Source organism: Colwellia psychrerythraea 34H, assembly GCF_000012325.1.
GTDB classification, from domain to species: domain Bacteria; phylum Pseudomonadota; class Gammaproteobacteria; order Enterobacterales; family Alteromonadaceae; genus Colwellia; species Colwellia psychrerythraea_A.
Map to the genome: position 1 here is coordinate 80,846 of NC_003910.7, position 25,415 is coordinate 106,260.

Genomic DNA, 25,415 nt, shown 5'->3' on the forward strand with positions numbered 1-25,415 from the left:
TTCTAAGGATTATGTGAGACTATGCAATTTTACCGACGTTTAACCGCGATTAAAGCCATTAGTTTTGATTTAGATGACACCTTGTATAATAACCGACCAATAATGCAGTCGGTTGAACAGCAAATGGCGCATTACTTTACTGAAAAGTTTGCCATTTTATTACCTGAGCTACTCGTTGAACCAAAGCAGGTCTTTAATCGACGTTTTTGGGCACCGTATCGACAACAAGCGATAAAAGCACATCAGGATATTTCTCACGATGTGGTAAGACTGCGTTTTGAAAGTTATCGTTTAGGTTTGCTGGCGCATAATCTCTCTGCAGAAGCAGCGAGAAAAGAAGCACAAGCGGGCTTAGATTATTTCATTAACTTACGAAGTGATTTTACCGTACCCAAAGAAAGCCATGAACTCTTAGCGAGTTTAAGTAAAGCGTTTCCGTTGGTCTCAATCAGTAATGGTAATGTAGACACCAGAGCCCTGGGCATTGATCATTATTTTCAACATATTTATCATGCCGGTTTTCAAACAGGCAATTGTCATGATGAAAGTGAACATTTGCTAAAACAAAAACCTGAAACCGATATGTTTTCCTTAGTTTGTCAGCAACTCGATATTTTACCTGAACAGTTATTACATGTCGGAGATTGTGGTTTTGCCGATATTCATGGTGCATTAAATGCCGGTTGCCAAACTGCTTGGTTACCGCAATACGGTGTGGGTAAAAGCCTACAGCAAATACCTCATATTGAATTAAGCCTAGTAAGCGACCTGTCACAACTAATTCGAAAAGCTTAAGTATTTGATAGATTACCAAATTGAGCGGGTACTGTAATAATAAACAGTAAAATGCACTCCTGCTCTTAAATAGTGATATACTTTTGCTTTTTATGTACTGATATCTACTTCAATAAATTACGTCACCTCAACTTCGCCACCTAAATAAAGGTTATTCCTATGGACGTTTCAGAATTACTCGACTCTCTCAATGATAAGCAACGTGATGTTGTTGCAGCCCCAAAGCAAAACATGCTTATTTTAGCTGGCGCTGGCAGTGGTAAAACTCGAGTATTAGTGCAACGTATCGCCTGGTTAATGCAAGTTGAGGGGATCTCATCGCACAGTATTTTAGCGGTAACCTTTACTAATAAAGCAGCGGCAGAAATGCGTGCTCGAGTAGAACAAGTGACCAATGGTAATACCCACGGCATGTGGATTGGTACTTTTCATGGCTTGGCACATCGTTTATTAAGAATGCATTTCCAAGAAGCTAATTTACCGCAAAGCTTTCAAGTATTAGATAGTGATGATCAACTTCGTTTGATTAAACGTATTGTTCGTTCATTAGAGTTAGATGAGAAAAAATGGCCACCTAAACAATTTGTTTGGTATATCAATGGTAAGAAAGATGAAGGTTTGCGCCCTCAACATATTGATGCTCAGTTCGACCCGACGGAAGAATTGTTTGTTAAAGTTTATAAAGCCTATCAAGAAACCTGTGACAGAGCTGGTTTAGTTGATTTTGCCGAGCTGTTGCTTCGTGCCCATGAATTATGGTTGAAAAATCCAGCACTATTAGATCATTATCAGCAACGGTTTGGCCATATTCTAGTAGACGAATTTCAAGATACCAACGCCATTCAATATGCTTGGCTTACTATGCTGGGCAAAGCTCGCAGTAAGGTGATGATTGTTGGTGATGACGATCAATCAATCTATGGCTGGCGTGGCGCTAAGATTGAGAATATCGAACGTTTTTTACAAGAATATGATGACGCGAAAACTATTCGTCTTGAGCAAAATTATCGTTCAACCGCTAACATTTTGAAATCAGCTAACCAATTAATCTGCAATAACAACAATCGCATGGGTAAAGAGTTGTGGACTGATGGAGAAGCGGGCGAAAAAATCTCAATTTATACTGCTTTTAATGAAATAGATGAAGCGCGCTTTATCGCTGGCCGTATAAAACAATGGCGTGACGATGGAGGAAAACTTGATGAAATAGCCATATTGTATCGCTCAAATGCACAATCACGCTTACTTGAAGAAGCGTTATTGCAAGGACAATTGCCTTATCGAATTTACGGTGGTCAACGATTCTTCGAACGACAAGAAATAAAAGATGCGCTTGCTTACATGCGTCTTATTAATAATCGTGATGATGATGCGGCCTTTGAGCGTGTTATCAATACGCCTACGCGTGGTATTGGTAATCAAACCTTGTCATTAGTGAGAGACGCAGCACGGGGTTTGGAAGTAACAATGTGGCAAGCTTGCCAGCAAATGTTAAAAGCAGAGCAATTAAAGGGTAGGGGCGCTAAAACGATCACTGCCTTTATTCAACTTATCGAACAATTAGAAGATGATACGACTAACTTAGATTTAGATCAGCAGGCGAACTTTATTATCAACCACAGTGGTTTAAAGGCCATGTATCAGGCTGAAAAAGGTGAACGTGCTGCACAGCGTATTGAAAACTTAAATGAGCTAGTCACCGCATGTCAAACCTTTGAAAGCGATCCTGAGTTAGCGGAAGAGCAAACCCCGTTAACGGCATTTTTAACCCATGCGGCATTAGAATCTGGTGAATCTCAAGCAGACGAATTTGAAGCCGCAGTACAGTTGATGACAATGCACTCAGCTAAAGGCTTAGAGTTTCCTTTGGTCTTTATTGCGGGTCTTGAAGAAGGTATGTTCCCTTCGCAACAGTCGGTTGAAGAAATTGGCCGTTTAGAGGAAGAACGTCGCTTGTGTTATGTCGGCATGACCAGAGCGATGAGCAAACTCTATTTATGCCACGCCGAAAGTCGCCGTTTATATGGACAAGAAAAATTCCATAAAGCGAGCCGATTTTTACGAGAATTACCTGAAGATTGTATCGAAGAAATTCGCATGCAGTCTCAGGTAAAGCGTCCCAGTAAAGTAGGTAAATTTTCAAATACCTTTACACTTGAAACCTTTGAAAATACTGGCTTTAAGTTGGGGCAGCAGGTTAAGCATGCTAAGTTTGGTGAAGGTGTGGTCCTTAACTATGAAGGCAGTGGTGCTCAATCACGTATTCAGGTGAATTTCGCCGATGTTGGTAGCAAGTGGTTGGTGGTGGAATACGCTAATTTACAAGCGGTTTAACTGTTGAGAGAGTACTCGTCTATTCGGGGACTTGTTGCATAGTGGACCTATCAGCCAAAAATTAGCTTATTTAAAAATCAGAAGGTAGCGTGATGTCTCAAAGATTATTAATAGTAGAAGACAGTAAACCTATAGCGACTGTTATCAAACAGATAGCGCGTTCGTTAAAGTTTGAGGTGGTTATTGCTACTGATTTAGCGCAGGTAGAAAACATCTTATCAACAGATACTGATTTTTTTGCAGCGACTATTGATTATGCCTTACCTGATACGCTAGATGGTGAGGCGATAGCTTGTGTCTTATCCCATGGTATTCCTAGCATCGTTATGACAGGGAAAATGGATGATGAAACTCGCCAGAAAATATTATCACAGCCAGTTATTGATTATATTCCAAAAGAAAACAGTCAAGCCTTCCTCTATTTAAAGCGTGTTTTACACTGGCAACAAACCAATAATAAAAACACCATTTTGGTGGTCGATGACTCATCTTCTGCGCGAAACCATATTGTAGAGTTATTAAAACGCCGTAATTTTAATGTCATTACCGCTAATAATGGTGTGCAGGCTTTAGAAAAACTTGCTCAGCATAAAAATATTAAAATGGTCATCACTGATTTAGAGATGCCGGCAATGGACGGTATTGAGCTGACCAATGAAATACGCCGTGTCTATACCCGTGAGCAATTAGCGGTAATAGGTATTTCAGGCGCGAGTAATGGTATTCATTCAGCGCGCTTTATAAAAAATGGCGCCGATGACTTTTTACGTAAACCTTTTTGCCCTGAAGAATTCTATTGTCGTATTACTCAAAATATCGAGAGTTTAAATAACATTGCTAAAATTCAGCATGCAGCTAACACCGATTATTTAACCGACCTTGCTAATCGCCGCGCTTTTTTCCGTAGTGCTGAGTCTCGCATCAAAGAATATATCAATAAAAAAGTACCTTATTGTTTAGCTATGATAGATGTCGACTTTTTTAAGAAGGTAAATGATACCTATGGCCATGATAGTGGTGATCAGGTATTAAAAGTCATTGCACTTTATATGCGTAAACATTTTGGCGCCGGACTTACCGCTCGTTTGGGCGGTGAAGAGTTTGCCGTACTGTTACATGGCTTAGATGCTGATTATTTACATAATAAATTAGATGACTTTAGACGAGAAATTGCGGTGTCTTCTATTCCCGCGGGCGATACGTCAATATCTATTACGTTAAGTTTAGGGGTGGTTTTTGATAGCGAAGATGAGCTCTCTAAGCAAATGAATGAAGCCGATAATGCGTTATACGCAGCAAAAGAAAATGGTCGCAATCAGATCGTCGTCTTTGGTGCTGAACTAGACGATTAGATAGTCTTGGCCGATTAATACAAAGAATATTATAAAGTCAGTGAATAAAAAATAGCGCTTTTTCAAGCGCTATTTTTTTTGCAATCTCATATACCTATGAATCACTCAGGTATCCTCAAACTCGCATACTTGAAGTCTCATGGGTATAAATTTCGGCTTAAGTACGCTTTTTAAATGAGTCTAGGCTATAAAGCGCTAACGCTGCCCAAATAAATACAAAGGTGATTAACTCAGCACTTTTCATGGTTTCTTGATAATAAAACGTCGCCAACAAAAACATAATACTTGGCCCCAAGTATTGAAAAAAACCTAAGGTCGACAGTGCTAATCTTTTAGCCGCGATAGTAAAAAACAATAGAGGTGCCGTTGTCACTATGCCCGCCATTATCAAGGTAAAGTTTAAACTGGCGGCATTTATTGCCATATTACTGGTGCTGCTTTCGACAAAGAAAAACCAATAAATAAGAGCTATAGGTAGCATCATCAATGATTCAATGAATAACCCGATGAAGGAATTAATCGGGAGTTTCTTTCTAATTAATCCATAAATTGCAAAGGTACTTGCTAAAGCAAGTGAGATAATTGGTAAAGTACCTAAAGCAATGAGTTGTACCAATACTCCAACAAGCGCTAAACCAACTGCTATTAATTGGTTTCGACGCAAACGTTCATGAAAAAATATCATGCCGAGAATGACATTAAACAGGGGGTTAATGTAATAACCTAAGCTAGCATCCAGCAAATGATTGTTGTTTACTGCCCAAATGAACAGAAACCAATTCACTGCAAGAAAGCTAGCCGATAAAGATAATTGCAATAATATTTTAGGCTGCTGGAAAATAGCCACTAGCTGTGACCATTTTTTCATCACAATAATCATCACTAACAAAAAGACTGTTGACCAAATCACTCTGTGCATCATTATCTCACCGGGCTCAATTGCGGTGAGTAATTTAAAATATATTGGTGCAAAACCCCAGAGCAGATAGGCACTTAGCGCACTTAGTGCACCATTGCGGTTGCTGTTTTCTTCAAGTTGATTTATGGCTGATGCGCTCATGAGTATTTGTTCATAGTTATAAGGTATAAAAAGAGCGAGGATAATAACACGACATGAAGCGGTTCAAGTATTTAAAGCTAAGTGGTGATTTTTCACCGCGTAAACTTGTCAGTACTCCCCCAGTTTTATTTGATTAACACGATGATTTTACTCGGGTTATAAAAAAAAATTTCTGTACTAGGTTTTCATGGCTACGCTGAGTTAAAATAGCGGCATTACTCATAAGAAAATTAGTCGACACCTTCTTGAATTCCTCCGTTGCCAATGCCCAAACCAGTGCAGAAATCAGTACAGAACTGAGTGCAGAAAATAATGCCTTATTACTCGATACCTTAAAGCATTATTTTGGCTATGAGAGCTTTCGTGAGGGACAAGCTAAAATTATCAATAGCTTGTTGCAAGGGCAGGACTCCTTAGTCTTAATGCCTACCGGTGGTGGTAAATCTTTATGCTATCAGCTACCCGCGGTACTGTTACCCGGTGTTACTGTTGTTGTATCGCCGCTGATTGCCTTAATGAAAGACCAAGTAGATGGCTTAACTAGGCAAGGGATCTCCGCTGCCTTTATTAATTCAAGTTTGGAACAAAGCGAAATCAGTGATATTTTCGCTCGATTGGGACGAGGTGAAATTAAATTGCTGTATGTTGCCCCTGAGCGCCTCACTAATTATTACTTCTTACAAAGTTTGAACCAACTGCCATTGAGCTTATTTGCTATTGATGAAGCACACTGTATTTCTCAATGGGGTCATGATTTCAGACCCGCGTACACCAAGCTACAGTGCTTAAAACAAAATTTTCCCACAGTGCCCGTTATGGCGTTAACTGCAACGGCAGATGTGACTACTCGTAAAGATATTTTGAACCAACTTGCGCTGCCAAATCCTTATATTCATCTTGATAGTTTTGACCGGCCCAATATTCGTTTTACGCTAGCGCCTAAATATAATGGCGAAAAGCAATTGTTGGGTTATATCAAAAAGAAGGGTGAAGATAGCGGTATTATTTATTGTAACAGCCGCTGGCAAGTAGAAAAACTAGCTAAGTATTTAGCTGCCAGTGGCATAAACTGCGCTGCTTACCATGCAGGACTAGAAAACGAAATTCGTTCTCTAGTACAAGAAGGGTTCACCAAAGATAATATTCAAATAGTGATCGCTACCGTTGCTTTTGGTTTAGGTATCAATAAACCTAATGTGCGTTATGTGATACATTTTGAGCCACCTCGTACTTTAGAGTCTTATTATCAAGAGATTGGCCGTGCGGGTCGTGACGGTTTAAATGCAGAAGCGCTATTTTTGGTTGATGATAAAGATGTCGCGCGTATTAAAAAACGTATTAGTGAAGGCGATAATCCGCAGCGAGTGAATGTTGAAATGCAACGTTTTGCTGCCATGGATGCCTTTATTGATGCGCAAACGTGTCGTCGGCAGGTGGTACTGAATTACTTTGCCGAATATACCGAAAAAGGCTGTGGAAATTGCGATATTTGCTTAGACCCACCAAGTCAGTTTGATGGCACCATAGAAGCACAAAAAGTACTGTCATGCGTGTACCGTGTGGAGCAACAAGGTGATATTAATCATGTTATTGCAGTCTTGCGCGGTGAACTCACTGAAAAAGTTAAGCAGCTAGCGCATGATAAAGTCTCTACTTTTGGTATAGGTAAAGGAAAAACGGTGGGTTACTGGTTCTCAATTATTGGCCAACTAATTCACTTAGGTTATTTACAGCAAGATATCGAACAACAATCTATTTTATGCTTAACACAAGCGTCGGGCGTGGTATTAAAAGCGCAAGAGCCTTTGATGTTAGCAAGCCCGCGTCTGCAAAAAGCCAGTTACTGGCAAGAAAAAAGCCCACAAAAAAGTTATGACCGTGTGTTATTTGCAAAATTACGCGAACTTCGTAAAGCCATTGCTGATGGCGAAGATATCGCACCTTTTATTGTCTTTAATGATGCTACCTTGTCTGAACTGGCACGTATAAAGCCAAAAACATCGCGTGAAATGCTCAGCATTAGTGGTATCGGAGACGTGAAGTTATCCCGTTACGGACAACCCTTTCTCGCGTTAATCAAAGAGCATAAGTAATTAGTTCGTTATCTCACTAATTAATATAGATTTGCACAAATTTGTTAGATATAGATCACTATGTCAGCAAAACTTTTATTTGTTATAGCTTCTCTGACATAGCTCTGAGGTGGGAATAAATTTAATGGAATTGGTATAAGTAATTAATATAGATTTGCACAAAAAAAATGCCGATTAACTAACTAGGATAGTTGACCGGCATTTCTACAAACGACAGATGATAGAGAGTAATACCAATCGAACTAATTTATTGATTACTTAGCGAGAATTAAAAGGCTTAGAGGCAAGGCATTGATTGAAGAGAATGGTTATTCCCTTGTTAAAATCAATAACGCCGCTTGTATGCCTTTTAAACTCGCCCTTCGGGAGCTAATTAGCAAACTGATAACCTCACAAAATGAATGAAATATAGACTAACTATGTTTAACTCATTTTGCTTGTTTTAAGCTTGCTAATATAGCTCTAAGCTGACCAATAAATTAATCCGTTTGGTATCAATTACTCTTTTTCAGCAGCTTCAGTTTGTTCAGTTGATTTATCTTGAGCTTGTTCTTGCTCTTTTTTCTCATCGTGACCTTCGCCACCACAACCACCACAACAACCCATAAATTACTCCAGATAGTTAAAAAATGTAAATAGAATTCATTAGAACTTGTTGAAATAGTACCTGAGTAATTTACTCAAGTACTTGATCGAGATCAGCTTTATCCAATAACATCTAAAATAACTAGCGCGTTATTTCGTTATTTATATGGAATGGTACTACTTAGGTAATGCAGTAAAACCCATGTTAAACAAGGTAAAGGCATAGATGTCAGCGTACTGTTCAATAGTTTTAGAAACTGGCGTACCTGCGCCGTGACCTGCATTGGTTTCAATACGAATTAATGTAGGCGCGTTACCTGCTTGTTTAGCTTGTAATTCAGCAGCAAACTTAAATGAATGTGCTGGCACAACACGGTCATCATGATCACCGGTAGTGACCATAGTCGCAGGATAACTTACACCGGCTTTAACATTATGAACAGGTGAATAACCTTTTAAGTAAGTGAACATTTCTTCACTTTGCTCAGCCGTACCGTAGTCGTACGCCCAGCCTGCACCAGCAGTGAAGGTATGGTATCTAAGCATATCTAATACACCAACAGCGGGTAAGGCAACTTGCATAAGATCAGGACGCTGAGTCATAACAGCACCTACTAATAAACCACCGTTAGAACCGCCATTAATCGCCAAGTAGTCGCTAGAAGTATAATCTTGCTTAATTAAGTATTCACCGGCAGCAATAAAGTCATCAAAAACATTTTGTTTATCTAATTGAGTGCCGGCTTTGTGCCATGTTTTACCGTATTCACCGCCACCACGTAAGTTAGCAACAGCATAAATACCGCCTTGTTCTAGCCATACTGCACGTGAAACACTAAATCGTGGGGTTAAGCTAATATTGAAGCCGCCGTAACCATACAAAATAGTTGGATTTTTACCATTAAGCTCAATACCCTTTTTATAGGTAATGATCATAGGTACTTTGGTGCCATCTTTTGAAGGATAGAATACTTGCTTTGATTCATAAGCATCGCTATCGAATTTAGCGCCAGATTTACGGTAAACGTCACTATTACCTTTATCTATGTTGTAGCTATAGATAGTACCTGGCGTTTTGTAGTTGCTAAATGAGTAATATAAAGTACTTTCGTCTTTATCGCCTTCTAAGGCAGAAGCACTACCAACACCTGGCAAGTTGATTTCACGTACTTGCTTACCTTGATAATCATATTGATAAACTTTAGAAATGGCATCAACCATATACTCAGTAAAGAAGAAACCACCACCCGTTGAAGCGCTTAAAACATAATCTGTTTCAGCAATAAAATCAGTCCAGTTTTTACTGGCTGGTGCTTTAGCATTTACCGTGACTATTTTCTTATTTGGTGCACCTAAGTTAGTAACTAAAAATAATTTATCGCCTTCATTTTCAATGACGTAGGTATCAGCATCAAAGTTATCAGTAATGGTGAGTAATGGGCTATTTGGTTTGGTTAAATCTTTCAGGTAAAGATCGTTACCTGACGTTGAAATTGCACCTGAAATAAGTAAGAAGCGATTATCATCGGTAACGGTACCACCAACATAACGACGCTTTTGTTCAGCGGTATTACCAAAAATAACTTTATCTTCTTTTTGTGGCTGACCTAATACATGGTAATAAAGTTTATGTTGGTCAGTCTTAGCCGACAATTCACTACCTTCTGGTTTGTCATAACTTGAGTAATAAAACCCTTCATTTTTAAACCAAGAAATATCTGAGAATTTAACATCAATCAGAGGAGTCTCTAGTACTTTTTTGGTTTCTACATCAATAATGATGATTTTACGCCAATCACTTCCACCTTCAGAAATAGCATAAGCGGCAATAGAGCCATCTTTTGAGAAGCTTAACTGTCCCATTGAGGTGGTGCCATCTTCACTAAAGGTGTTTGGATCTAAAAACAATTCAGCAGTGCCGCCCTCTTTTTGACGATAAACGACATATTGGTTTTGCAGACCATCATTTTTGTAAAAATAGGAATAATCACCCTTTTTAAAAGGTGCGCCTACTTTTTCGTAGTTCCATAATTCAGCTAAACGAGACTTAAGTTGTCCACGGTATGGAATTTGTGACAAGTAATCGAATGTCACTTTGTTTTCTGCCTTAACCCAAGCGCCTGTTTCTTCACTGCGATCATCTTCTAACCATCGGTATGGGTCTGCAACATCAGTACCAAAAAAGGTATCAACCACGTCACCTTTTTTTGTCACAGGATAACTGATTTTTTGTGTCTGTTTTTGTGCAGCAGCAACTTTATCTGATGTTTGCTCAACACTGTTACCAGTACAACCGGCTAATACGCTAGTGACCAAGATACTGGTCAAGAAAAGGCTTTGTTTCTTCATTTGAGTCTCGCTTGTTGAAGTGACTATTATGTTAGTGAATTCATATGGAATGTTACTAAGCATTCACATTTATTTTACAAATCGTTCTGCAGTGTATCAGAAGAGGGTTTAGCAAGACTATGGCTTACCTCATTGAGTATTGAGGTAAGCAGCAGTATTTTGTTACAGGGTATTACTAATGGGTTTTAGACCACAAGTTAACGATTTTCCAAGCGATTAAAATCAAGTAAACCCGCCGATTTAGGTTGATTGGTTTTATACCAAGCGTGTAATTCATCGGCAAAAATCCAGAACTTAGGATTTGTGCGGCGAATGGCAAATTGGTCTTTAAGTTTACGGTAATCTTGTTCGGTTTTTATCGCGTTTAAGTTACTAACAAACTCACTGAGCTGCGCTTGTTCTACTTTAAAAAAGGCATTGGGATAAGTGCCTACGACACCACGTAGAATGGCTAAATTATCTTCTCTAGGTAGGCGACGATTCTCTTCAGAAAACAAATGGGCAACATTACTGTGTGCGGAATTATTGATTAAACTATAGACTTGGTTGTCATCGCCATTTGATACCATCACATAACTCACTTGTGGTAACAGAGCAACGCTCTCATTAGGTAACTGACTTAAGTTAGCTATGATTTTGTCGGCACTGCTTTGTGCTAATGAAGAAAGGTTAAACTGGCTAACATTGGTATTTTTGGTGTGCTGTCCAACCAATTGAAATAGCTCTTCTTGATGCTTATTGCTTTGATAGTTCATACCTGTTTCTGGTAACTGATAAAAACCGTCTGAGAAAATATAATCTTTAATGTCGTCACCGGTCTCACGGTACCAATACTCATGTATTGCCTTACGTTCATCTTTAGGTAAAAAACTAATGAAATTACTTTCTGCTTCCATTCGTAAAAAATCCATATATAGACGTGTTTTTAATTGATGACTAACACTGCCATAAACATCAAAACCAGCCACTAATAAATAATGAATCCGCTCTAATAAAGGGTAGCTAATTAGCCAAGCTGTTTTAGGCGTAGGACCGACAAAACCCTGTAATACAGAAGCACTGTCAAAGTGTCTGAAGACGGTTAGGCTGGCGTTTGGGTTTCCTTTGCCTGACCAAATCAAATCAAGGTTTAGCTGATTAGGCTGCAAGTTAAGCCCTTCCACATAAGCTAATTTATTTTTAACGTATTCTTGCTGGCTTTTAGCATATTGTCGCCAGTAAAGTAATGATAGGGATTTATCACTGGTGCCAGCCGGTAATTGTAATAACTCTGTATTGGCTTTAATGAATTGTTCGCTAGGGTAATGATCAAAATTATTAGGGCTGAGGAAAAACACCCAAAAATTGTCTTCAATCACATTCAGCGCGATTTGACCACGACAAACAGGGCCTTTGATAAAGTTCATAATAGAGAATTGCGCTTGGTCTAATAAAAACTGATAGCGTGCTTTATCGGGGATCGCCTGAAAGGTCTTAAAGGGATTAGAGGCGTTTGCTAATTGGTAATCAGGCAAAGTAGTTACTGGGTAATCAGGTTGATAGAAAAGTTCTGAAATACGCGCCAATTTACTTTCACCAAACGGGTAGGGCATATGGCGCTTGGCAATAATGGTGTCGTTGTGCTTAATTAATCGATAGTACACTTGAGGTTTATCGACAATGGCATCAGTGCTGCCATCAGCATAAGGGGAATCAAAGGGACGACGAGTAGTAATCACCGCTACTTTTTCACCACTAGGGCTGCTTGAACGAACAAGTTTAAAGTAACTAGATTGTGCTTTATCGAAGTATAAATTGGCTAAATATAAGTGTTCAAATAAATAACGGGCAATCAACTGTTCTTTAGCAGAGCTGCCATTAAGTAACTTTTCCCAGCGATTGATCATTTGTTGTTCTTTAGCATTGGGAGGCACCGAATCTGGCATTATGGCACCACGGGCTATCCAATCAGTTAATTGATCATGCTCAGTTGTTGAGAGTGCCGGTAGCGCATAAGGCATACCACCAAGAGGGTACTTATCCTTATATTGCTCAAACTCTTCTATTGTTGGGCATTGTTGACTTCTATCGAGTGCGACATCAAAACTCTCATTAAGTATTGGCTCACTGGGTAAAGGATGTTGCTTTTTGAGTTGTAACATTTGATAGAACAAGCTGGATTGAGTATTGGCTTGCTCTGTTTGCTGGCGCTCATTAAGTACTGGGAAATAGCCTTGTTGGCGAAGTGGCTCTAAGTTATCTCGTTTCAGTTCAGTTAATTTTGTAAGGCTTGCACTAATATTTGCAGTAAGTAAGCGCTCACCATTATAAACCATTGCTTTATTAGCACCACGCTCAATACCTGCGCGACTTTCCATTTTCAACTGGCAAGGGGCATCGTAACAGCCGTGACAAACAACACAGCGGTTTTCAATAATTGGTTGTATCTGTCTATTAAAATGAATGGCTTCTGCTGTAGTCGCTTTAACTTGAACTAATCTATTTTCAACATTGCTTGGACCATAAAGCTTGTCGAATTCCATAACCCCTAAAGTGGCACAGCCCGAGAGAAATAGAAAAATAAATAGCCATTGAAACTTAACCATGAGAGTCCTTAAATTGGGAGATAGCCCGCTAAGTTTAAGCTATGTTGATGAATACTGTAAAGTTACCATGGGTTCTTATTTTGTATTCGTCAACATCTAAGCGGTTTATCGTTGTTTCCTAATATCGATTTCTTAGCTCAGGCAAGTCGGTATGGTATTGAACAAACTCCACTTCGTAACCATCAGCATCAAGAAAATAGATATTCTCTCTATATTTGTCAGGCGTACCGTCTTTATGAATTGCAAAGCCTGCTTTTTCTATACGCGCTATAGTGCCTTTTAGATCGCTGGTAACATAAGCAAAATGCGCTAAACCTACTTGATGACCCGCTAAATCTCTATTGTCACCGACGCCATTATCAGCAAAGGCTATATATTGATAATCATCACCAAAATGTAACCAGTTTCTTGGTTTTCCAGACCATTCACCTTTATCGCCGCCGCGTACATGCCAGTGTGGAAAAGCCGCACGGTAAAATTGTAAGCTTTTTTCTATGTCTTTAACGACTAAATTAATGTGTTCTAAAGTAATCATAAGTGCTCTCCTGTACGTTTTAACAACGTATCTATCATTAGTAGTGTAGTCTTTTTTACTCTTGGTATTTTTTCTCGACTCGCCAAGGGGGATTTAAGCGATTCTCTCCAGCCCAATAGAGTTTTATTTTGTTGCCGCTAGGGTCCGTTAATATCGCTTCACGCCATAAGTAAGATTGCGAAATGGGCAATTGTTCAAATTCAATACCACGGCTTTGGACCGTTGCTACCCATTCATCCAATTTTTCATGCTCAAAATAGATGGTTGTGCCAGAGCTCAGTTTATTTTGTGTATTACTTAATGAGTCTGTCTCAGCTAAGCTTAATGAAAAAGTAGCGCCCTCATCTGGGCATGCGAACCGTGCATAATGGGGTGTATCTACAATGTGTAAAAAACCTAAACGACGGTAAAATTCAGTACTTTCGTCCATATTAAGAACGGTAAGGGTGACTTGATTTAAATTCATAATATCTCCTCGTTAATTTGATCTTGTTCTGTGCAATCTAGTTCAATTCATTTTGTTGGTGAGCTTACATGCCGTATTGATATAAGTGTTCATTGTCATACGTGCTGACTTGCAGGGTTTCACGTAAAGATTTCATCGCTTGGCTGTAATGCAATAAGGTATGCAAACTATAACCAATACGATGACGAATACGTTTATCACGACGAGCTATAGCAATACTTTGCTGAAGGTTGGTCTCATTGACTGTATTTAGAATCTCTTCAACATTTCGAATAATAAGGTGGTCGGGTATAGCGACTAATTTGTTATTTGAAAAAGCATTCATTCTTAATTCTGCAATGGGATAAGCACCGCTAATTCCATTAACGACAGAGACCAACAACACGGGTTTGTGACCAATATCTGCAGCGTCAGACATCATTAATAAATTTTTCAATAATGGCGAAGCAGTCCCGCCCCATTCTGGAGTAATAAGAATTAGTGCATCCATTGTTTGTAATTGGCTATTGATGGCCAACCAGTCACTATTGTCATTTTGCTTGCTACTCTCTTCGCCGTCCCATAGGGGTAATCGCTGTTTACACAATTCAATATGGCTCGTTTTACGAAATTTATTACTGCTGTTAGTCAGGTATTTAGCGACCTTTGCACTTTGTGATTCGATTCGTTGACTGGCACTGATAATAAGTAAATTCATAATAATTCTCGTCGTTTTCTTTAGTAAAGCGTTTTATTTATTAAGTAAAGTAAACGCTTTACTTAATAAGGTCAAGTTAAATATAAACAAAAAACTTTACTAAATATTGTGCTAAGCGATGAAACTATGGTAAAAATGCTTAATAATAATGATATATACCCGTTATCGTTCAAGATGCAGGTTTCAGAGTTCTTGATCAATCTCAATTCAAGACGCTGTGGTGAAATAATGGTTGTTCCATTATAAGTCACAGCAACGATGTAGTGATGTTGCTCAAGCACTTCTTTGATGGGTTTAAAATCACTTTATACGGCGTTAAATAATAAAATCATAGAATGACTATGCTTAAATTATTTGCCTTATCAAAAGTGGTTTTAATTCCCACTGAAATCCTGCACTTTGATTGGTAATGGGTATATCCCTTCTTCCTGCCGGAGATCTAATGAAAACACATGAAAAAATAATTCAGTTATTAAAGACCCAAGGGCCTTTAACAGCAAAAATACTGGCAAGTGAATTGGGTCTCACTACTATGGGGATCCGTCAACATGTACAAGGACTGGAAGATTCGGGTGATGTGGTTTTTAAGGATGAAAAAGCTGCTCGAGGCAGACCTACCAGATATTGGTCATTAACTGATAAAGGCAACAGCCGCTTTGCTGATCGTCATGATGAATTAACTGTGCAGTTACTTGATTCAGTTATTACACTCTTTGGTGATGACGGTATGGAAAAGTTAATCAGTCACCGAGAAGAAACGGCGATGACAAATTATACCTTAGCGTTAGCCGATCGTTATGGTGTGCAAGAAAAACTGCAAACCTTAGCAAAATTACGTAGCGATGAAGGTTATATGGCAAGCGTTGAAGAGCATGATGGCATTTTTTGGTTAATGGAAAATCATTGCCCAATTTGTGCTGCAGCAAGTAAATGTTTGAGTTTTTGTCGTTCAGAATTGCAAATGTTTCAAACGCTAATGAATGATATTGCCGTAGTGAGTCGAGAAGAGCATATTATTGATGGAGCAAGGCGTTGTGCTTATAAAGTCATACCTGTTTAGTAGCAATAAACCTTGTCGCCGTAAATTCAATGAATTTGTCAAAAGTACGAAATAATGGGAGTTATTTCGTACTTAAAAAACTCTTCTTATTAAGCACTTTCAGTATGATAGTGACGTAGGGCATGTTCTTTTTGGCGTCCCTGACTAAAGGCAGTAACACGCTTTAAATAACCAATAACACGCGTTCCGTGATCGATGTTTTCACTGCCGCAACTTGAACAGAGATGTAAAGTGCGCTTATCTATTTTGTCACACTCATTACAAATCGTAATCTTCACATTGATGCAGAAATAATTACACCCGGTAGCAGCCGCTACATTGAAGAGTTTCAGGTAAGCATCAGTAGAAAGCGACTCATCTAAATTTAGATGCAGTGCCGAACCTCCATCAAGGTATTGCGTCATTTCTTGACCATGCATTACAAACTTATCGATATGATTTGTTGCTTCATCTTCAACGACATAAAAATAAGAGTTATAACACTCGCGGCTTACTTGGTAGCCATCTTTCTTATCCCATTTAGCATTTTTAATACCGAGGTTTTCAGCAGGCACGAACTCGGTATTAAACATATAGCCAAATTCTTTCTTAGCGGCTTGGTTCGCTTGGTAAATTACTTTTAAGTGTGTACTAACAAATTGCTTATATTCTTCATTATTGCCGACTTTAATTTGGGCAAACTCAGCCGCTTCAGCCATACCATTAATACCTATGGTAAGAAATTGCTTATCAAGTGAAATAAACCCAGCGTCGTAAACGGATAATGCGCCTTGCGCTTGATACTCTTGCATCAATTTTCGATAAGCAACTTGGTATTTTTGTATTTTTTCTATTTCTGTTTTTAAATCTCGACCGTCTTGCACTAAACGATTCATATTAACAGTAATTACATTAATTGAGCCTGTGGCAACACCACCAGCACCTAAGGTATAAGAAAAAGTATTGTCAGAAATTTCATTACGTAATCGACAGCATGAGGCTAGTGAATCGGCACTGTCAGATAAGTAGATAAAAAAGGAATTACCTTCAGCTTTTTGTTGAGCGAGTTTACGGGCAAAATCTAGGTCTTTACACTGGCCATTTTCAGTTAGCATTGCCGCGGTAACTACAGGGAAGGTAAGTACTGCTTGTTCACGCTCCTTATTGATCCAGCCGAGGAAGAATTGTTGTAGCTGGTCAACGGTCTGCCAATTAGGTTTACTAAAATCAGGGAAAACAAATTCGCCAAACATTGAAGCAAAGTAATGTTGATCAAATAATGAAATGTTCCAAAATACACTCTGGTATCCACGAGCCGCCGCTGGTTGATTGATAGCATAAACCACATGTTGTAAGTGATTTTCTATCTCAGATTTATGCGTACTTAGATAATCATTACCGTATTCAAGGCGAGCAAAGTAATCAAAATAGGTGAGAAACTCAACAGTCGCAACCGCACCAGCAAATTGCGCTGAAATAGCAAAAATAAGGTTCACAAAAGAGCCACAGAAAGATTCTAAATGCTTAGGTGCTTTAGACTCACCGCCTAACTTAGTTAAGCCGTCTAATAAAAAGGGGTACATGCTAATTGAGGTACAATATGGCTTTAAACTGGTCTCATCGTGCACGTAAATTTCATGATCTTCAATTTGACGTAAATACTCTTTGGCCAAGTCAGCATCAAAAGTATCGCGTATTTTGTCATGCACTAACGCGCGATTAATTTGCACAAAACAATCTTTTAATAACTCAGCTTCTAACGTCGCAATGTTTTTATGGCTGACGTTGGCATTGGCATCCATTTTTGAGCCATCTGCTGCATTTTTTGCTGAAAAATATTGTTTGATAAAATCTTTTTTATTGGTGATCTGTTCTTCGTTAAGCCGCAACATTGTTAGCTCCTTGAGTAAATTGATAAGGTTCGAAAGTACTAATCTCAAAAGCACTAGTCTCGAGAGAATTAGTCTTAAAAGAGTTAGTTTCTAAAATAGTAGTTTGAGAATGACTAGCATCGACGGTATTAACCTTGAAGGTATTCACATCGATAGCTTTGTTAAATAAATGGTTTAACTTTTCACCTGAGATGACATTACGAAAAACTTGATTGGTTGTCGGGCTATCTAGGCCACCTAACGTTTCATGCCAAGCACCCGTTTTTAAAAAATTAAGGTGTTGAGAAATATTTATATCAATATGTTTTTCGCCAGAGTAGAGGCAAGTTTTAAGGCCATGATTTTTAGCGATGATCAGCTTTTCAATTAAAGCGTTGGCTTGCCATTCACCACCAAAAAACACCACACAACTGATTAGGCCTTGATACTTTTTAAGCCACTGGGTGAAGTTTGTATTGGTGAGTAACACGCCATTATCTTCTTGCCATAACTCAGTGCTGTGGCAACCTTTGCAGCCGACCTTACAGCCGGTAATACTAAAGCACAGGCTAATTTCATTAGGCACTTCTTGGAAGACAACACTCGGAGTAATACAGTTAAAAGTCATACGTCACCTATATATAGATGTTATTGTTTTAATAAGCACAATATATAGTATTTCGGGGTGGTGGCTTGTTGATTTAGATCAAGATAACTTGTGGTAATAAAATAATTAAGCACAATATATAGTGTATTTTTTTATTATTAGATCAATATATAGTGATTGTTATTGGATGTATAATGCAGATTCAGCTAATGATTAGTGAATTAATCTCAGCATTGATAGCAGAAAGAAGGGAAATTAATGGGTATGAAAAATAGTGTTTTCAGTACCCATTTATTAATTTTAACGTTGGCTATTTCATTTCAGTGCAGCTGTCTGATCAAGCGCTCTGAGTTCTGGCTGTTTTTTCCGATCTCCTAACTCTGAAACAAGCATTCCAGCAAGAATTAATCCAGCACCGATCATGCCTTTTTCACCAAGCACTTCGTCCAAAAATACCCAAGCGGCAATGCAAGCGAAGACAGGCTCTGCAGCAAAGATAAGCGCTACTTTATGAGGTTTTAGTAATGTCTGACTTACTGATTGAGCCCAGAAAGCATAAGCGGTTCCCAAGATCCCTGATACTAAAATGGCAAATATCATCAAAGGGGTAAACAGTTGTTGATACCAACTAACGGGCTCGGCATCCTGATAATAAAAAACAGGGTCAGGACCAATGAATATAGCTATCGTACTGTAAATAGAGACTGCAAAAATTTGTACAATACTTAATGGGATGATGGGTAAGTTATCGACGAAGCGGTCAGTCATAATGATATGGCCAGCAAAACCAAAGGCGCAGATCAACACCAGAATATCACCTTTATTAAATACTAACTTGTCTCCTATGGTTAACATATAGAGACCCGCTGTTGCGGTAACAACGCCTATCCATACTGACTTAGGAACAACATTTCGAAAGATTAAAAAACCTAATACAGGAACAAGAGGCACACACAGACCGGTAATAAAACCAGCATTAGTCACTGTGGTAAAACGCATTCCTTCAGTCTGAGTATAAAAACCAATAAAGAGGAAAAAGCCCAGTAACATACCTGACCTTATTAAGAGGACATAATCGATAGGCTTAGAGTTACCTTTGTTTTTCTTTTGCACAAACCAAAGCAGAGGTAACATCGACAGTGTCGCCACAGCAAAGCGAATAGCATTGAAAGTATTCGTTGGCATCACTTCAATCGCAAGATCAATTGGGACAAACTCTACCCCCCAAATAAAGCAGACGATAAGTAGCAAGATAGTTGCAATGCGAGGTGAGGTAACTGTCATAGATAAGCTCTTTTTGCTCCTTATTTAGGAGCAGATAAATTGAGGACCGTATATTATACAAAAATAGCTACTTATACCAAGTCCATTGAGTTATTTCCCACTCAGCGAGAATTAAAAGGCTTAAAGGCAAGGCATTGATTGAAGAGAATGGTTATTCAGGAAAATATACTCCTGCATTCTCTAATAAGCTGCATCTATGCAGCGTCCTTATCAAAATCAATAACACAGCATGTAAGCCTTTACTTTTTATTTGGTACTCGCCCTTGGGAGCTTGTCAGAAAAGCAATAAATGACTATACCAACAAAAATTTTGCTTGTTATGACTCTTCTGACATAGCTCTGAGGTGGGAATAAATTTAATGGAATTGGTATTAACAAGTAAAGCCTAGGTTAAGCATATCTAAAAGTTTAAGCCATAACCCACGTTTCCCGCCATTAGCATCAGCTTTTTCTAGCGCCTTATGAGTCAGATATACGCCAATCCAACGAAGTGGCTCTGGTGCCCATGGTATTGGTTTTTTCTTTACAAATTGCATGTCGAGAATTTCACTTGGCTTATAGCCCAATAGTTCGATACCTATTCTGGCACCAAATCGAGAAGCGCCAACCCCCAAACCGGTGTAACCGATAGCCCATGCAACGCGTCCATCATAAGCAACGCCTGGCACCACACAAAAACGAGTAGAAGTTGCAATAATACCGCTCCAGCGATGGGTGAATTTAATCCCTTTAAGTTGAGGAAATGTTTCAAAGAATTCTTCAGACAATTGCGCAAAGCGTTCAGGAATGTCGGCATAACTCTGATCTATGCCGTTGTTAAAGTAATAACGCACAGCGCCGCCGCCGCCCCAAGTAATACGATTATCTTTAGTGAAACGATAATAGTGGAACATGTTGGCATGATTAGAGAGCGCATGACGTGACTTATGCCAGCCAATTGAATCTAACTGTTCTTGGCTTAATGGTTGAGTTGCTATTTGGTAATCCCATACCGGAATAATTGACCGGCGTGCTTGACCTATGGGGTTACGGTAGGCATTGGTTGCCATCAATACTTTATCGCTGATAATCTTGACGTCAGAGCAGGTGACTTCCATTTTATCTTGGCCCAGTTTTTTAAGGCTTGTCAGTGGTGTTTCTTCATAAATACGTACGCCAAGCTCCAGAATTACGCGCTTTAATCCCCAACACAAACGGGCAGGGTCGACTACGCCATCTTGTCCTCCGCGATACCATAAACCCGCTAAATAGGTAGGTGAATTGACCTGCGCCTGCATTTCTTCTTGGTTAAACCAGACAACATCTTCGCCTTGGGCTTTTTCAGACTCGTAGGTAGCACGCAGTGCATCTACTGATGCTTGGTCAGTTGCGACAGACGTTTCACCAACTTTTTCATAACGGGCATCAATATTATAGTGTTCAAGTGTCTCAATAAATTCTTTTAGATTTTGTTGTCCCAATTGATGCAGTTTATCTGCCTCGCCAGGAAATTGATGATCGGTATTGGTTTCTCCATGCGCTAAACTTGAACTTAAAAAACCACCGTTTCGCCCTGAAGCACCGTCAGATATTGTCGTTTTCTCGATCAAGATAATGTCGGCATCGGGCTGGCGCTCTTTTGCTTGAAGGGCGCCCCATAAACCAGTAAAACCACCACCAACAATTAATAGCTCGCAGCTCGTATCTGCTGACAAGGCGGGTAAAGTTTCTGGTCGAATATCCTGATCATGCCAAAGGGGACAATATTTCGAATCTTTTAATGCATCAAGGTGCTGTTTCATCATTCACTCTCATAAGAATTTTGTTATATTTTAGAGTCTGTACTTCACATTATTTGGTATTATTTGAGATACCAGCCCCAAGGCTCACTACTGTTAAAGCGGGTAATTTGTTTGGTTTCAAGGTAGTTGTTTAATCCCCATTGACCTAGCTCTCTACCTATACCTGATTGTTTATAGCCACCCCATGGCGCTTCAACAAAGGTAGGTTGTGAACAGTTAACCCAAACAATTCCGGCACGAAAGGCTCTAGAAACGCGGTCACAACGATCTTCATCTTTAGACATTACTGCTGCTGCGAGTCCAAAACGTGAATCATTGGCTAAGCGGATAGCTTCGCTTTCAGACTGAAACGGCTTGATACAGACAACAGGTCCAAAGATTTCTTCATTCCAGACCCAGCTATTTTCATCAATATCGGTCAATATTGTTGGTTCAAGATAATAGCCGACATCTAACCCTGGTGGTCGCTGACCGCCAGTCGCTATTGTGGCTCCATCGCTAACGCCACGCTCAATTGCAGCTAGTACCTTTTTGTATTGATCGCTATTAACAAGTGGTCCCAATAACACTCCATCTTGATCTCCTGGGCCGATAGTGATTTTTTTCGTTTCTTCAACCAAACGCTCAAGTAAAGCAGGGTATATTTCTTTTGCGACTAAAACACGCGAGGTAGCTGAACAGACTTGGCCCTGGTTCCAGAATATGCCGAACATGATCCATTCTACGGCTTTTTCAATATCACTATCTTCAAAAATAACAAAAGGCGACTTTCCACCAAGCTCGAGGCTGATATTTTTGATATCTCTGGCGGCCGTAGCCATAATTTTTGACCCTGTTGGTATCGAACCAGTAAAGGCTAACTTATCAACGTCAGGATGTTCTACTAAAGCCTGCCCGGCATCTTTACCTAAACCAGTCACTATGTTTAACACACCAGCAGGTAGCTTTGCTTCATCAGCAATCTCTGCCAGCGCTAACGCTGTGAGCGGCGTTATTTCTGAGGGTTTTAGGATGATGGAACAACCTGCCGCCAATGCTGGAGCAACTTTCCATGCAGCCATCAGCATGGGGAAATTCCAAGGAATGATAGCTCCCGCTACGCCAAGCGGCTCTTTTATTGCTTTTGAACTAAAGCCCGGCTCAGGTAATTCAATGACTTGCTCCGATGTATTATCAAGTTGTTCGGCTAAACCGGCATAAAATTCAAAGGTAGCGGCAGTATCCTCAATATCCCATTTGGCTTCAGGATAGGGTTTGCCATTATCGAGTACTTCCAGCTTTGCTAACTCATCTAAACGTCTGATAATAATAGCCGCAATTTTTCTCAAATATACTGCGCGTTCAGCGCCACTTAAACGAGGCCATGGTCCTTGATCGAATGCTGTTCGAGCCGCTTTCACAGCGGCATCAATATCAACGCTGTTACCTGCTGGAATTTCAGCAATAACTGCTTCAGTAGCAGGGTTAATCACCGAAAATGTTTCACTCGTAGCCGGTGAAACCCATGTTCCATTGATATAATGTTTATTATTCATTGTTGATATACACCTTGATGGCTAAATATTTTAAATATGTGATCAGTCCGGTTGGTATTAGCTTGATTGCAAAATAGCATAAAATGTATGCACGTCACCTATTGATCTCCAGCTGCATAAAGCTCCCTGCGGGACAAAAAAAGCATCGCCGGCGGTAAACACCTGCTCATCACCTTCTTGTTCAGTAATGACGAGTGAACCAGATTGCAAATAAATGAACTCATTGCGAGGGAAGGGCTGCATTTCACTATTGAACGCTTCACTGTGCCAAGTACCGGCAATGAACTTGCCAGTATGATCTTTATAAGAAGGCAGATGTTTTTGCGCAGGCTCTTTTCCTTTGATGACAAAAGGTGTGTTCGTTGGTTCGATCTCCACCCCAGTACTATCTTCAATGGCCATCTGGCTTGAGTTATTAACTTTAAGCTTAATGATGCCCTCAACAACCGGTGTTGTGGGAATGTCTTCTTTTGGGTGCTCTGAAATAACGAAAAATTTGCGCAGATAACCTGTTTGATGCCACTGACAATCGTAACCTTTAGGAATAACAAAAGCTTCGCCTGCTTGCACTTTTTCCATCGTACCCGTTTTACTATTCTTTATCTCTACTTCACCCTCAAGTAAATACATAAATTCGTCGCAAGGCGAAGGAGCAGCGGCTTCAACCATTGTTGAGGTATCCCAGACACCAATATAAAGACCTAGATTGTCGTCTTCATAGTAAACATGAGTATGCTGAACTGGCAATTCGGATGCGAACATTTGGGGATCTAAGTCATCACAATCATGACCAAAATCTTGAGGATTAGGACTTAATCTAATAATTTTTTGGTTCGACATAGTTTGTGTTCTCATGTTTATGTATTTTGAAGGGCGGCGCTGAAATATTGCGCCGCTCTTTGTTTTATAGTGCTTGAGCCAAGTTTCTTTTGCCAAATTAACTAAGCAAATGCAAAACTTGCGCCTTCACGCACGCCACTTGAAGGCCAGCGTTGCGTGATGGTTTTACGTTTGGTATAAAAACGAACGCCATCTGGGCCATAAGCATGTAAGTCACCAAATAATGAGCGCTTCCAGCCCCCGAAACTATGATAAGCAACAGGCACGGGTAGTGGCACATTAATGCCTACCATACCGACCTGAATGTTATCTGAGAAATAACGCGCTGCTTCTCCATCACGGGTAAAGATACAGGTACCATTGCCGTATTCATGGTCGTTAATTAACTGCATTGCTTCTTGCATGGTTTTAACGCGCATCACTTGTAATACCGGACCAAAGATTTCAGCAACGTAACTGTCCATGTCAGCAGTAACACCGTCAATTAAGGTGGCGCCAACGAAGAAGCCATTTTCATAACCTTCAACGTGTGGTTGGCGACCATCGACAACAATGGTTGCTCCCTGATTTTGGGCGCTGGTGATATAGCCTTCGACTTTGTCTTTATGCGCTTGCGTAATGACCGGACCAAAATCATTACTGGCCTTGTCATGAGCGCCAACACTTAAGTTTTTCATCGCTTCTGTCATTTTCTCTACTAAGGCATCAGCCGCTTCATCACCGACAGCAACCGCAACAGATAACGCCATGCAGCGCTCTCCTGATGAGCCAAAGGCAGCACCAAGTAGTTGATTGACCGCATTGTCCATGTCAGCGTCGGGCATAATGATGGCGTGATTTTTAGCGCCGCCCAGTGCCTGACAGCGTTTGCCATTGGCATTAGCGGTGGCGTAAATGTACTCAGCAATGGGTGTTGAGCCAACAAAACTCACTGCTTTAATGCGCTCGTCACTTAATAACACATCGACCGCTTCTTTATCACCGTTTACGACGTTCATTACGCCATCAGGTAAGCCTGCTTCTTTTAATAACTGGGCGATATACAAGGTTGAACTTGGGTCACGCTCTGATGGTTTTAAGATAAAACAATTACCGCACACGATTGCCAATGGGAACATCCACATAGGAACCATGGCAGGGAAGTTAAACGGGGTAATACCGGCAACAACACCTAACGGTTGAAACTCACTCCAACAATCAATGTTTGGGCCAACGTTTTTGCTGTGCTCGCCTTTGAGTAACTCAGGTGCACCACAGGCGTACTCAACGTTTTCAATACCGCGTTGTAATTCACCGGCAGCATCGTGTGATATTTTTCCGTGCTCTTCACCAATGAGTCGACAGATAGTATCGGCATGTTGTTCTAATAATTCTTTGAAACGAAACATCACCCGTGCGCGCTTTATTGCCGGGGTATTACGCCATGCGGGGAAGGCTGTCTGAGCCGCTGAAATGGCCTGTTCAACCGTTTGCTTTGACGCTAAAGCGACTTTCTTTTCTGCAGCGCCGGTAGCAGGATTAAAGACTGCTTGTGTGCGCACATCATCATTAACCATTTCACCATTGATTAAATGGCCTATTACATTTACTTCATTCATAAAATTCTC

18 protein-coding genes are annotated in these 25,415 nt (G+C 39.9%); 5 read left to right on the forward strand and 13 right to left on the reverse strand.

Translation table 11 applies throughout. The features are described from left to right. Positions 1–21: 21 nt before the first annotated feature. The 3 genes from CPS_RS00360 (at position 22) to CPS_RS00370 (ending at position 4,481) form a co-directional block, all read left to right on the forward strand. Complete coding sequence (locus CPS_RS00360) at positions 22–795, forward strand: HAD-IA family hydrolase (RefSeq protein WP_011040954.1); 774 nt, start codon at positions 22–24, stop codon at positions 793–795. A 159-nt stretch (positions 796–954) separates the two neighbouring features. Further along, positions 955–3,129, forward strand: coding sequence for a DNA helicase II (uvrD, locus tag CPS_RS00365; protein WP_011040955.1), 2,175 nt, complete (start codon positions 955–957; stop codon positions 3,127–3,129). 92 nt (positions 3,130–3,221) lie between these two features. Beyond that, positions 3,222–4,481, forward strand: a complete 1,260-nt coding sequence (locus CPS_RS00370; protein WP_011040956.1) for a diguanylate cyclase — start codon at positions 3,222–3,224, stop codon at positions 4,479–4,481. A gap of 157 nt (positions 4,482–4,638) precedes the next feature. On the opposite strand, the gene rarD is transcribed toward CPS_RS00370, so the two are convergent. After that, positions 4,639–5,541: an EamA family transporter RarD gene (gene rarD, locus CPS_RS00375; protein WP_011040957.1), complete on the reverse strand. Its 903-nt coding sequence runs from the start codon at positions 5,539–5,541 to the stop codon at positions 4,639–4,641. A 245-nt stretch (positions 5,542–5,786) separates the two neighbouring features. On the opposite strand from rarD, the gene recQ reads away from it, so the two are divergent. Beyond that, positions 5,787–7,634, forward strand: coding sequence for a DNA helicase RecQ (gene recQ / locus CPS_RS00380; RefSeq protein WP_011040958.1), 1,848 nt, complete (start codon positions 5,787–5,789; stop codon positions 7,632–7,634). 762 nt (positions 7,635–8,396) lie between these two features. Here the strand turns inward: recQ and CPS_RS00385 are convergent. The 5 genes from CPS_RS00385 to CPS_RS00405 form a co-directional block, all read right to left on the reverse strand. Then, a complete protein-coding gene (locus CPS_RS00385) occupies positions 8,397–10,568 on the reverse strand; it encodes a prolyl oligopeptidase family serine peptidase (RefSeq protein ID WP_011040961.1) in 2,172 nt (723 codons plus the stop codon). A gap of 197 nt (positions 10,569–10,765) precedes the next feature. Further along, positions 10,766–13,153: a fatty acid cis/trans isomerase gene (locus CPS_RS00390; protein ID WP_041736518.1), complete on the reverse strand. Its 2,388-nt coding sequence runs from the start codon at positions 13,151–13,153 to the stop codon at positions 10,766–10,768. 118 nt (positions 13,154–13,271) lie between these two features. Then, entirely contained in the window at positions 13,272–13,688 is a 417-nt protein-coding gene (locus CPS_RS00395; protein ID WP_011040963.1) for a VOC family protein, read from the reverse strand. 55 nt (positions 13,689–13,743) lie between these two features. Further along, positions 13,744–14,154 carry a VOC family protein gene (locus tag CPS_RS00400; RefSeq protein ID WP_011040964.1) on the reverse strand — a complete coding sequence of 137 codons (411 nt, stop codon included), beginning with the start codon at positions 14,152–14,154 and terminating at the stop codon, positions 13,744–13,746. A 64-nt stretch (positions 14,155–14,218) separates the two neighbouring features. Further along, positions 14,219–14,851 (reverse strand): NAD(P)H-dependent oxidoreductase, encoded by a 633-nt coding sequence (locus tag CPS_RS00405; RefSeq protein ID WP_011040965.1) that lies wholly within the window; start codon positions 14,849–14,851, stop codon positions 14,219–14,221. 442 nt (positions 14,852–15,293) lie between these two features. Here CPS_RS00405 and CPS_RS00410 point away from each other — a divergent pair, with 442 nt between their 5' ends. Further along, positions 15,294–15,911, forward strand: coding sequence for a helix-turn-helix transcriptional regulator (locus tag CPS_RS00410; RefSeq protein WP_011040966.1), 618 nt, complete (start codon positions 15,294–15,296; stop codon positions 15,909–15,911). A gap of 89 nt (positions 15,912–16,000) precedes the next feature. On the opposite strand, the gene nrdD is transcribed toward CPS_RS00410, so the two are convergent. From nrdD to CPS_RS00445, 7 genes are all read right to left on the reverse strand, one after another. After that, positions 16,001–17,782: an anaerobic ribonucleoside-triphosphate reductase gene (gene nrdD, locus CPS_RS00415; protein ID WP_011040967.1), complete on the reverse strand. Its 1,782-nt coding sequence runs from the start codon at positions 17,780–17,782 to the stop codon at positions 16,001–16,003. Next, positions 17,769–18,389 (reverse strand): anaerobic ribonucleoside-triphosphate reductase activating protein, encoded by a 621-nt coding sequence (nrdG, locus tag CPS_RS00420; RefSeq protein ID WP_011040968.1) that lies wholly within the window; start codon positions 18,387–18,389, stop codon positions 17,769–17,771. Before nrdG ends, nrdD begins: the two co-directional genes overlap by 14 nt. Before the next feature lie 294 nt (positions 18,390–18,683). Then, positions 18,684–19,652 (reverse strand): DMT family transporter, encoded by a 969-nt coding sequence (locus CPS_RS00425; RefSeq protein WP_011040969.1) that lies wholly within the window; start codon positions 19,650–19,652, stop codon positions 18,684–18,686. Between the two features lie 371 nt (positions 19,653–20,023). Then, positions 20,024–21,436 carry an NAD(P)/FAD-dependent oxidoreductase gene (locus tag CPS_RS00430; RefSeq protein ID WP_011040970.1) on the reverse strand — a complete coding sequence of 471 codons (1,413 nt, stop codon included), beginning with the start codon at positions 21,434–21,436 and terminating at the stop codon, positions 20,024–20,026. Between the two features lie 56 nt (positions 21,437–21,492). Next, on the reverse strand, positions 21,493–22,968 hold the full coding sequence (locus CPS_RS00435; RefSeq protein ID WP_011040971.1) for an aldehyde dehydrogenase family protein: 1,476 nt from the start codon (positions 22,966–22,968) through the stop codon (positions 21,493–21,495). A 57-nt stretch (positions 22,969–23,025) separates the two neighbouring features. Next, the gene (locus CPS_RS00440; protein WP_138140213.1) at positions 23,026–23,823 is read right to left on the reverse strand and encodes a cupin domain-containing protein; all 798 of its coding nucleotides are present in this window, start codon (positions 23,821–23,823) and stop codon (positions 23,026–23,028) included. A gap of 86 nt (positions 23,824–23,909) precedes the next feature. Next, positions 23,910–25,406: a CoA-acylating methylmalonate-semialdehyde dehydrogenase gene (locus tag CPS_RS00445; protein ID WP_011040973.1), complete on the reverse strand. Its 1,497-nt coding sequence runs from the start codon at positions 25,404–25,406 to the stop codon at positions 23,910–23,912. Positions 25,407–25,415 lie beyond the last annotated feature (9 nt).

Excerpts from the sequence above, each read along its gene's own strand:
- CPS_RS00360 (WP_011040954.1), top strand. The coding sequence starts at position 22 with ATGCAATTTTACCGACGTTTAACCGCGATTAAAGCCATTAGTTTTGAT.
- uvrD (WP_011040955.1), top strand. The coding sequence starts at position 955 with ATGGACGTTTCAGAATTACTCGACTCTCTCAATGATAAGCAACGTGAT.
- CPS_RS00370 (WP_011040956.1), top strand. The coding sequence starts at position 3,222 with ATGTCTCAAAGATTATTAATAGTAGAAGACAGTAAACCTATAGCGACT.
- rarD (WP_011040957.1), bottom strand. The coding sequence starts at position 5,541 with ATGAGCGCATCAGCCATAAATCAACTTGAAGAAAACAGCAACCGCAAT.
- CPS_RS00385 (WP_011040961.1), bottom strand. The coding sequence starts at position 10,568 with ATGAAGAAACAAAGCCTTTTCTTGACCAGTATCTTGGTCACTAGCGTA.
- CPS_RS00390 (WP_041736518.1), bottom strand. The coding sequence starts at position 13,153 with ATGGTTAAGTTTCAATGGCTATTTATTTTTCTATTTCTCTCGGGCTGT.
- CPS_RS00395 (WP_011040963.1), bottom strand. The coding sequence starts at position 13,688 with ATGATTACTTTAGAACACATTAATTTAGTCGTTAAAGACATAGAAAAA.
- CPS_RS00400 (WP_011040964.1), bottom strand. The coding sequence starts at position 14,154 with ATGAATTTAAATCAAGTCACCCTTACCGTTCTTAATATGGACGAAAGT.
- CPS_RS00405 (WP_011040965.1), bottom strand. The coding sequence starts at position 14,851 with ATGAATTTACTTATTATCAGTGCCAGTCAACGAATCGAATCACAAAGT.
- CPS_RS00410 (WP_011040966.1), top strand. The coding sequence starts at position 15,294 with ATGAAAACACATGAAAAAATAATTCAGTTATTAAAGACCCAAGGGCCT.
- nrdD (WP_011040967.1), bottom strand. The coding sequence starts at position 17,782 with ATGTTGCGGCTTAACGAAGAACAGATCACCAATAAAAAAGATTTTATC.
- nrdG (WP_011040968.1), bottom strand. The coding sequence starts at position 18,389 with ATGACTTTTAACTGTATTACTCCGAGTGTTGTCTTCCAAGAAGTGCCT.
- CPS_RS00425 (WP_011040969.1), bottom strand. The coding sequence starts at position 19,652 with ATGACAGTTACCTCACCTCGCATTGCAACTATCTTGCTACTTATCGTC.
- CPS_RS00430 (WP_011040970.1), bottom strand. The coding sequence starts at position 21,436 with ATGATGAAACAGCACCTTGATGCATTAAAAGATTCGAAATATTGTCCC.
- CPS_RS00435 (WP_011040971.1), bottom strand. The coding sequence starts at position 22,968 with ATGAATAATAAACATTATATCAATGGAACATGGGTTTCACCGGCTACG.
- CPS_RS00440 (WP_138140213.1), bottom strand. The coding sequence starts at position 23,823 with ATGAGAACACAAACTATGTCGAACCAAAAAATTATTAGATTAAGTCCT.
- CPS_RS00445 (WP_011040973.1), bottom strand. The coding sequence starts at position 25,406 with ATGAATGAAGTAAATGTAATAGGCCATTTAATCAATGGTGAAATGGTT.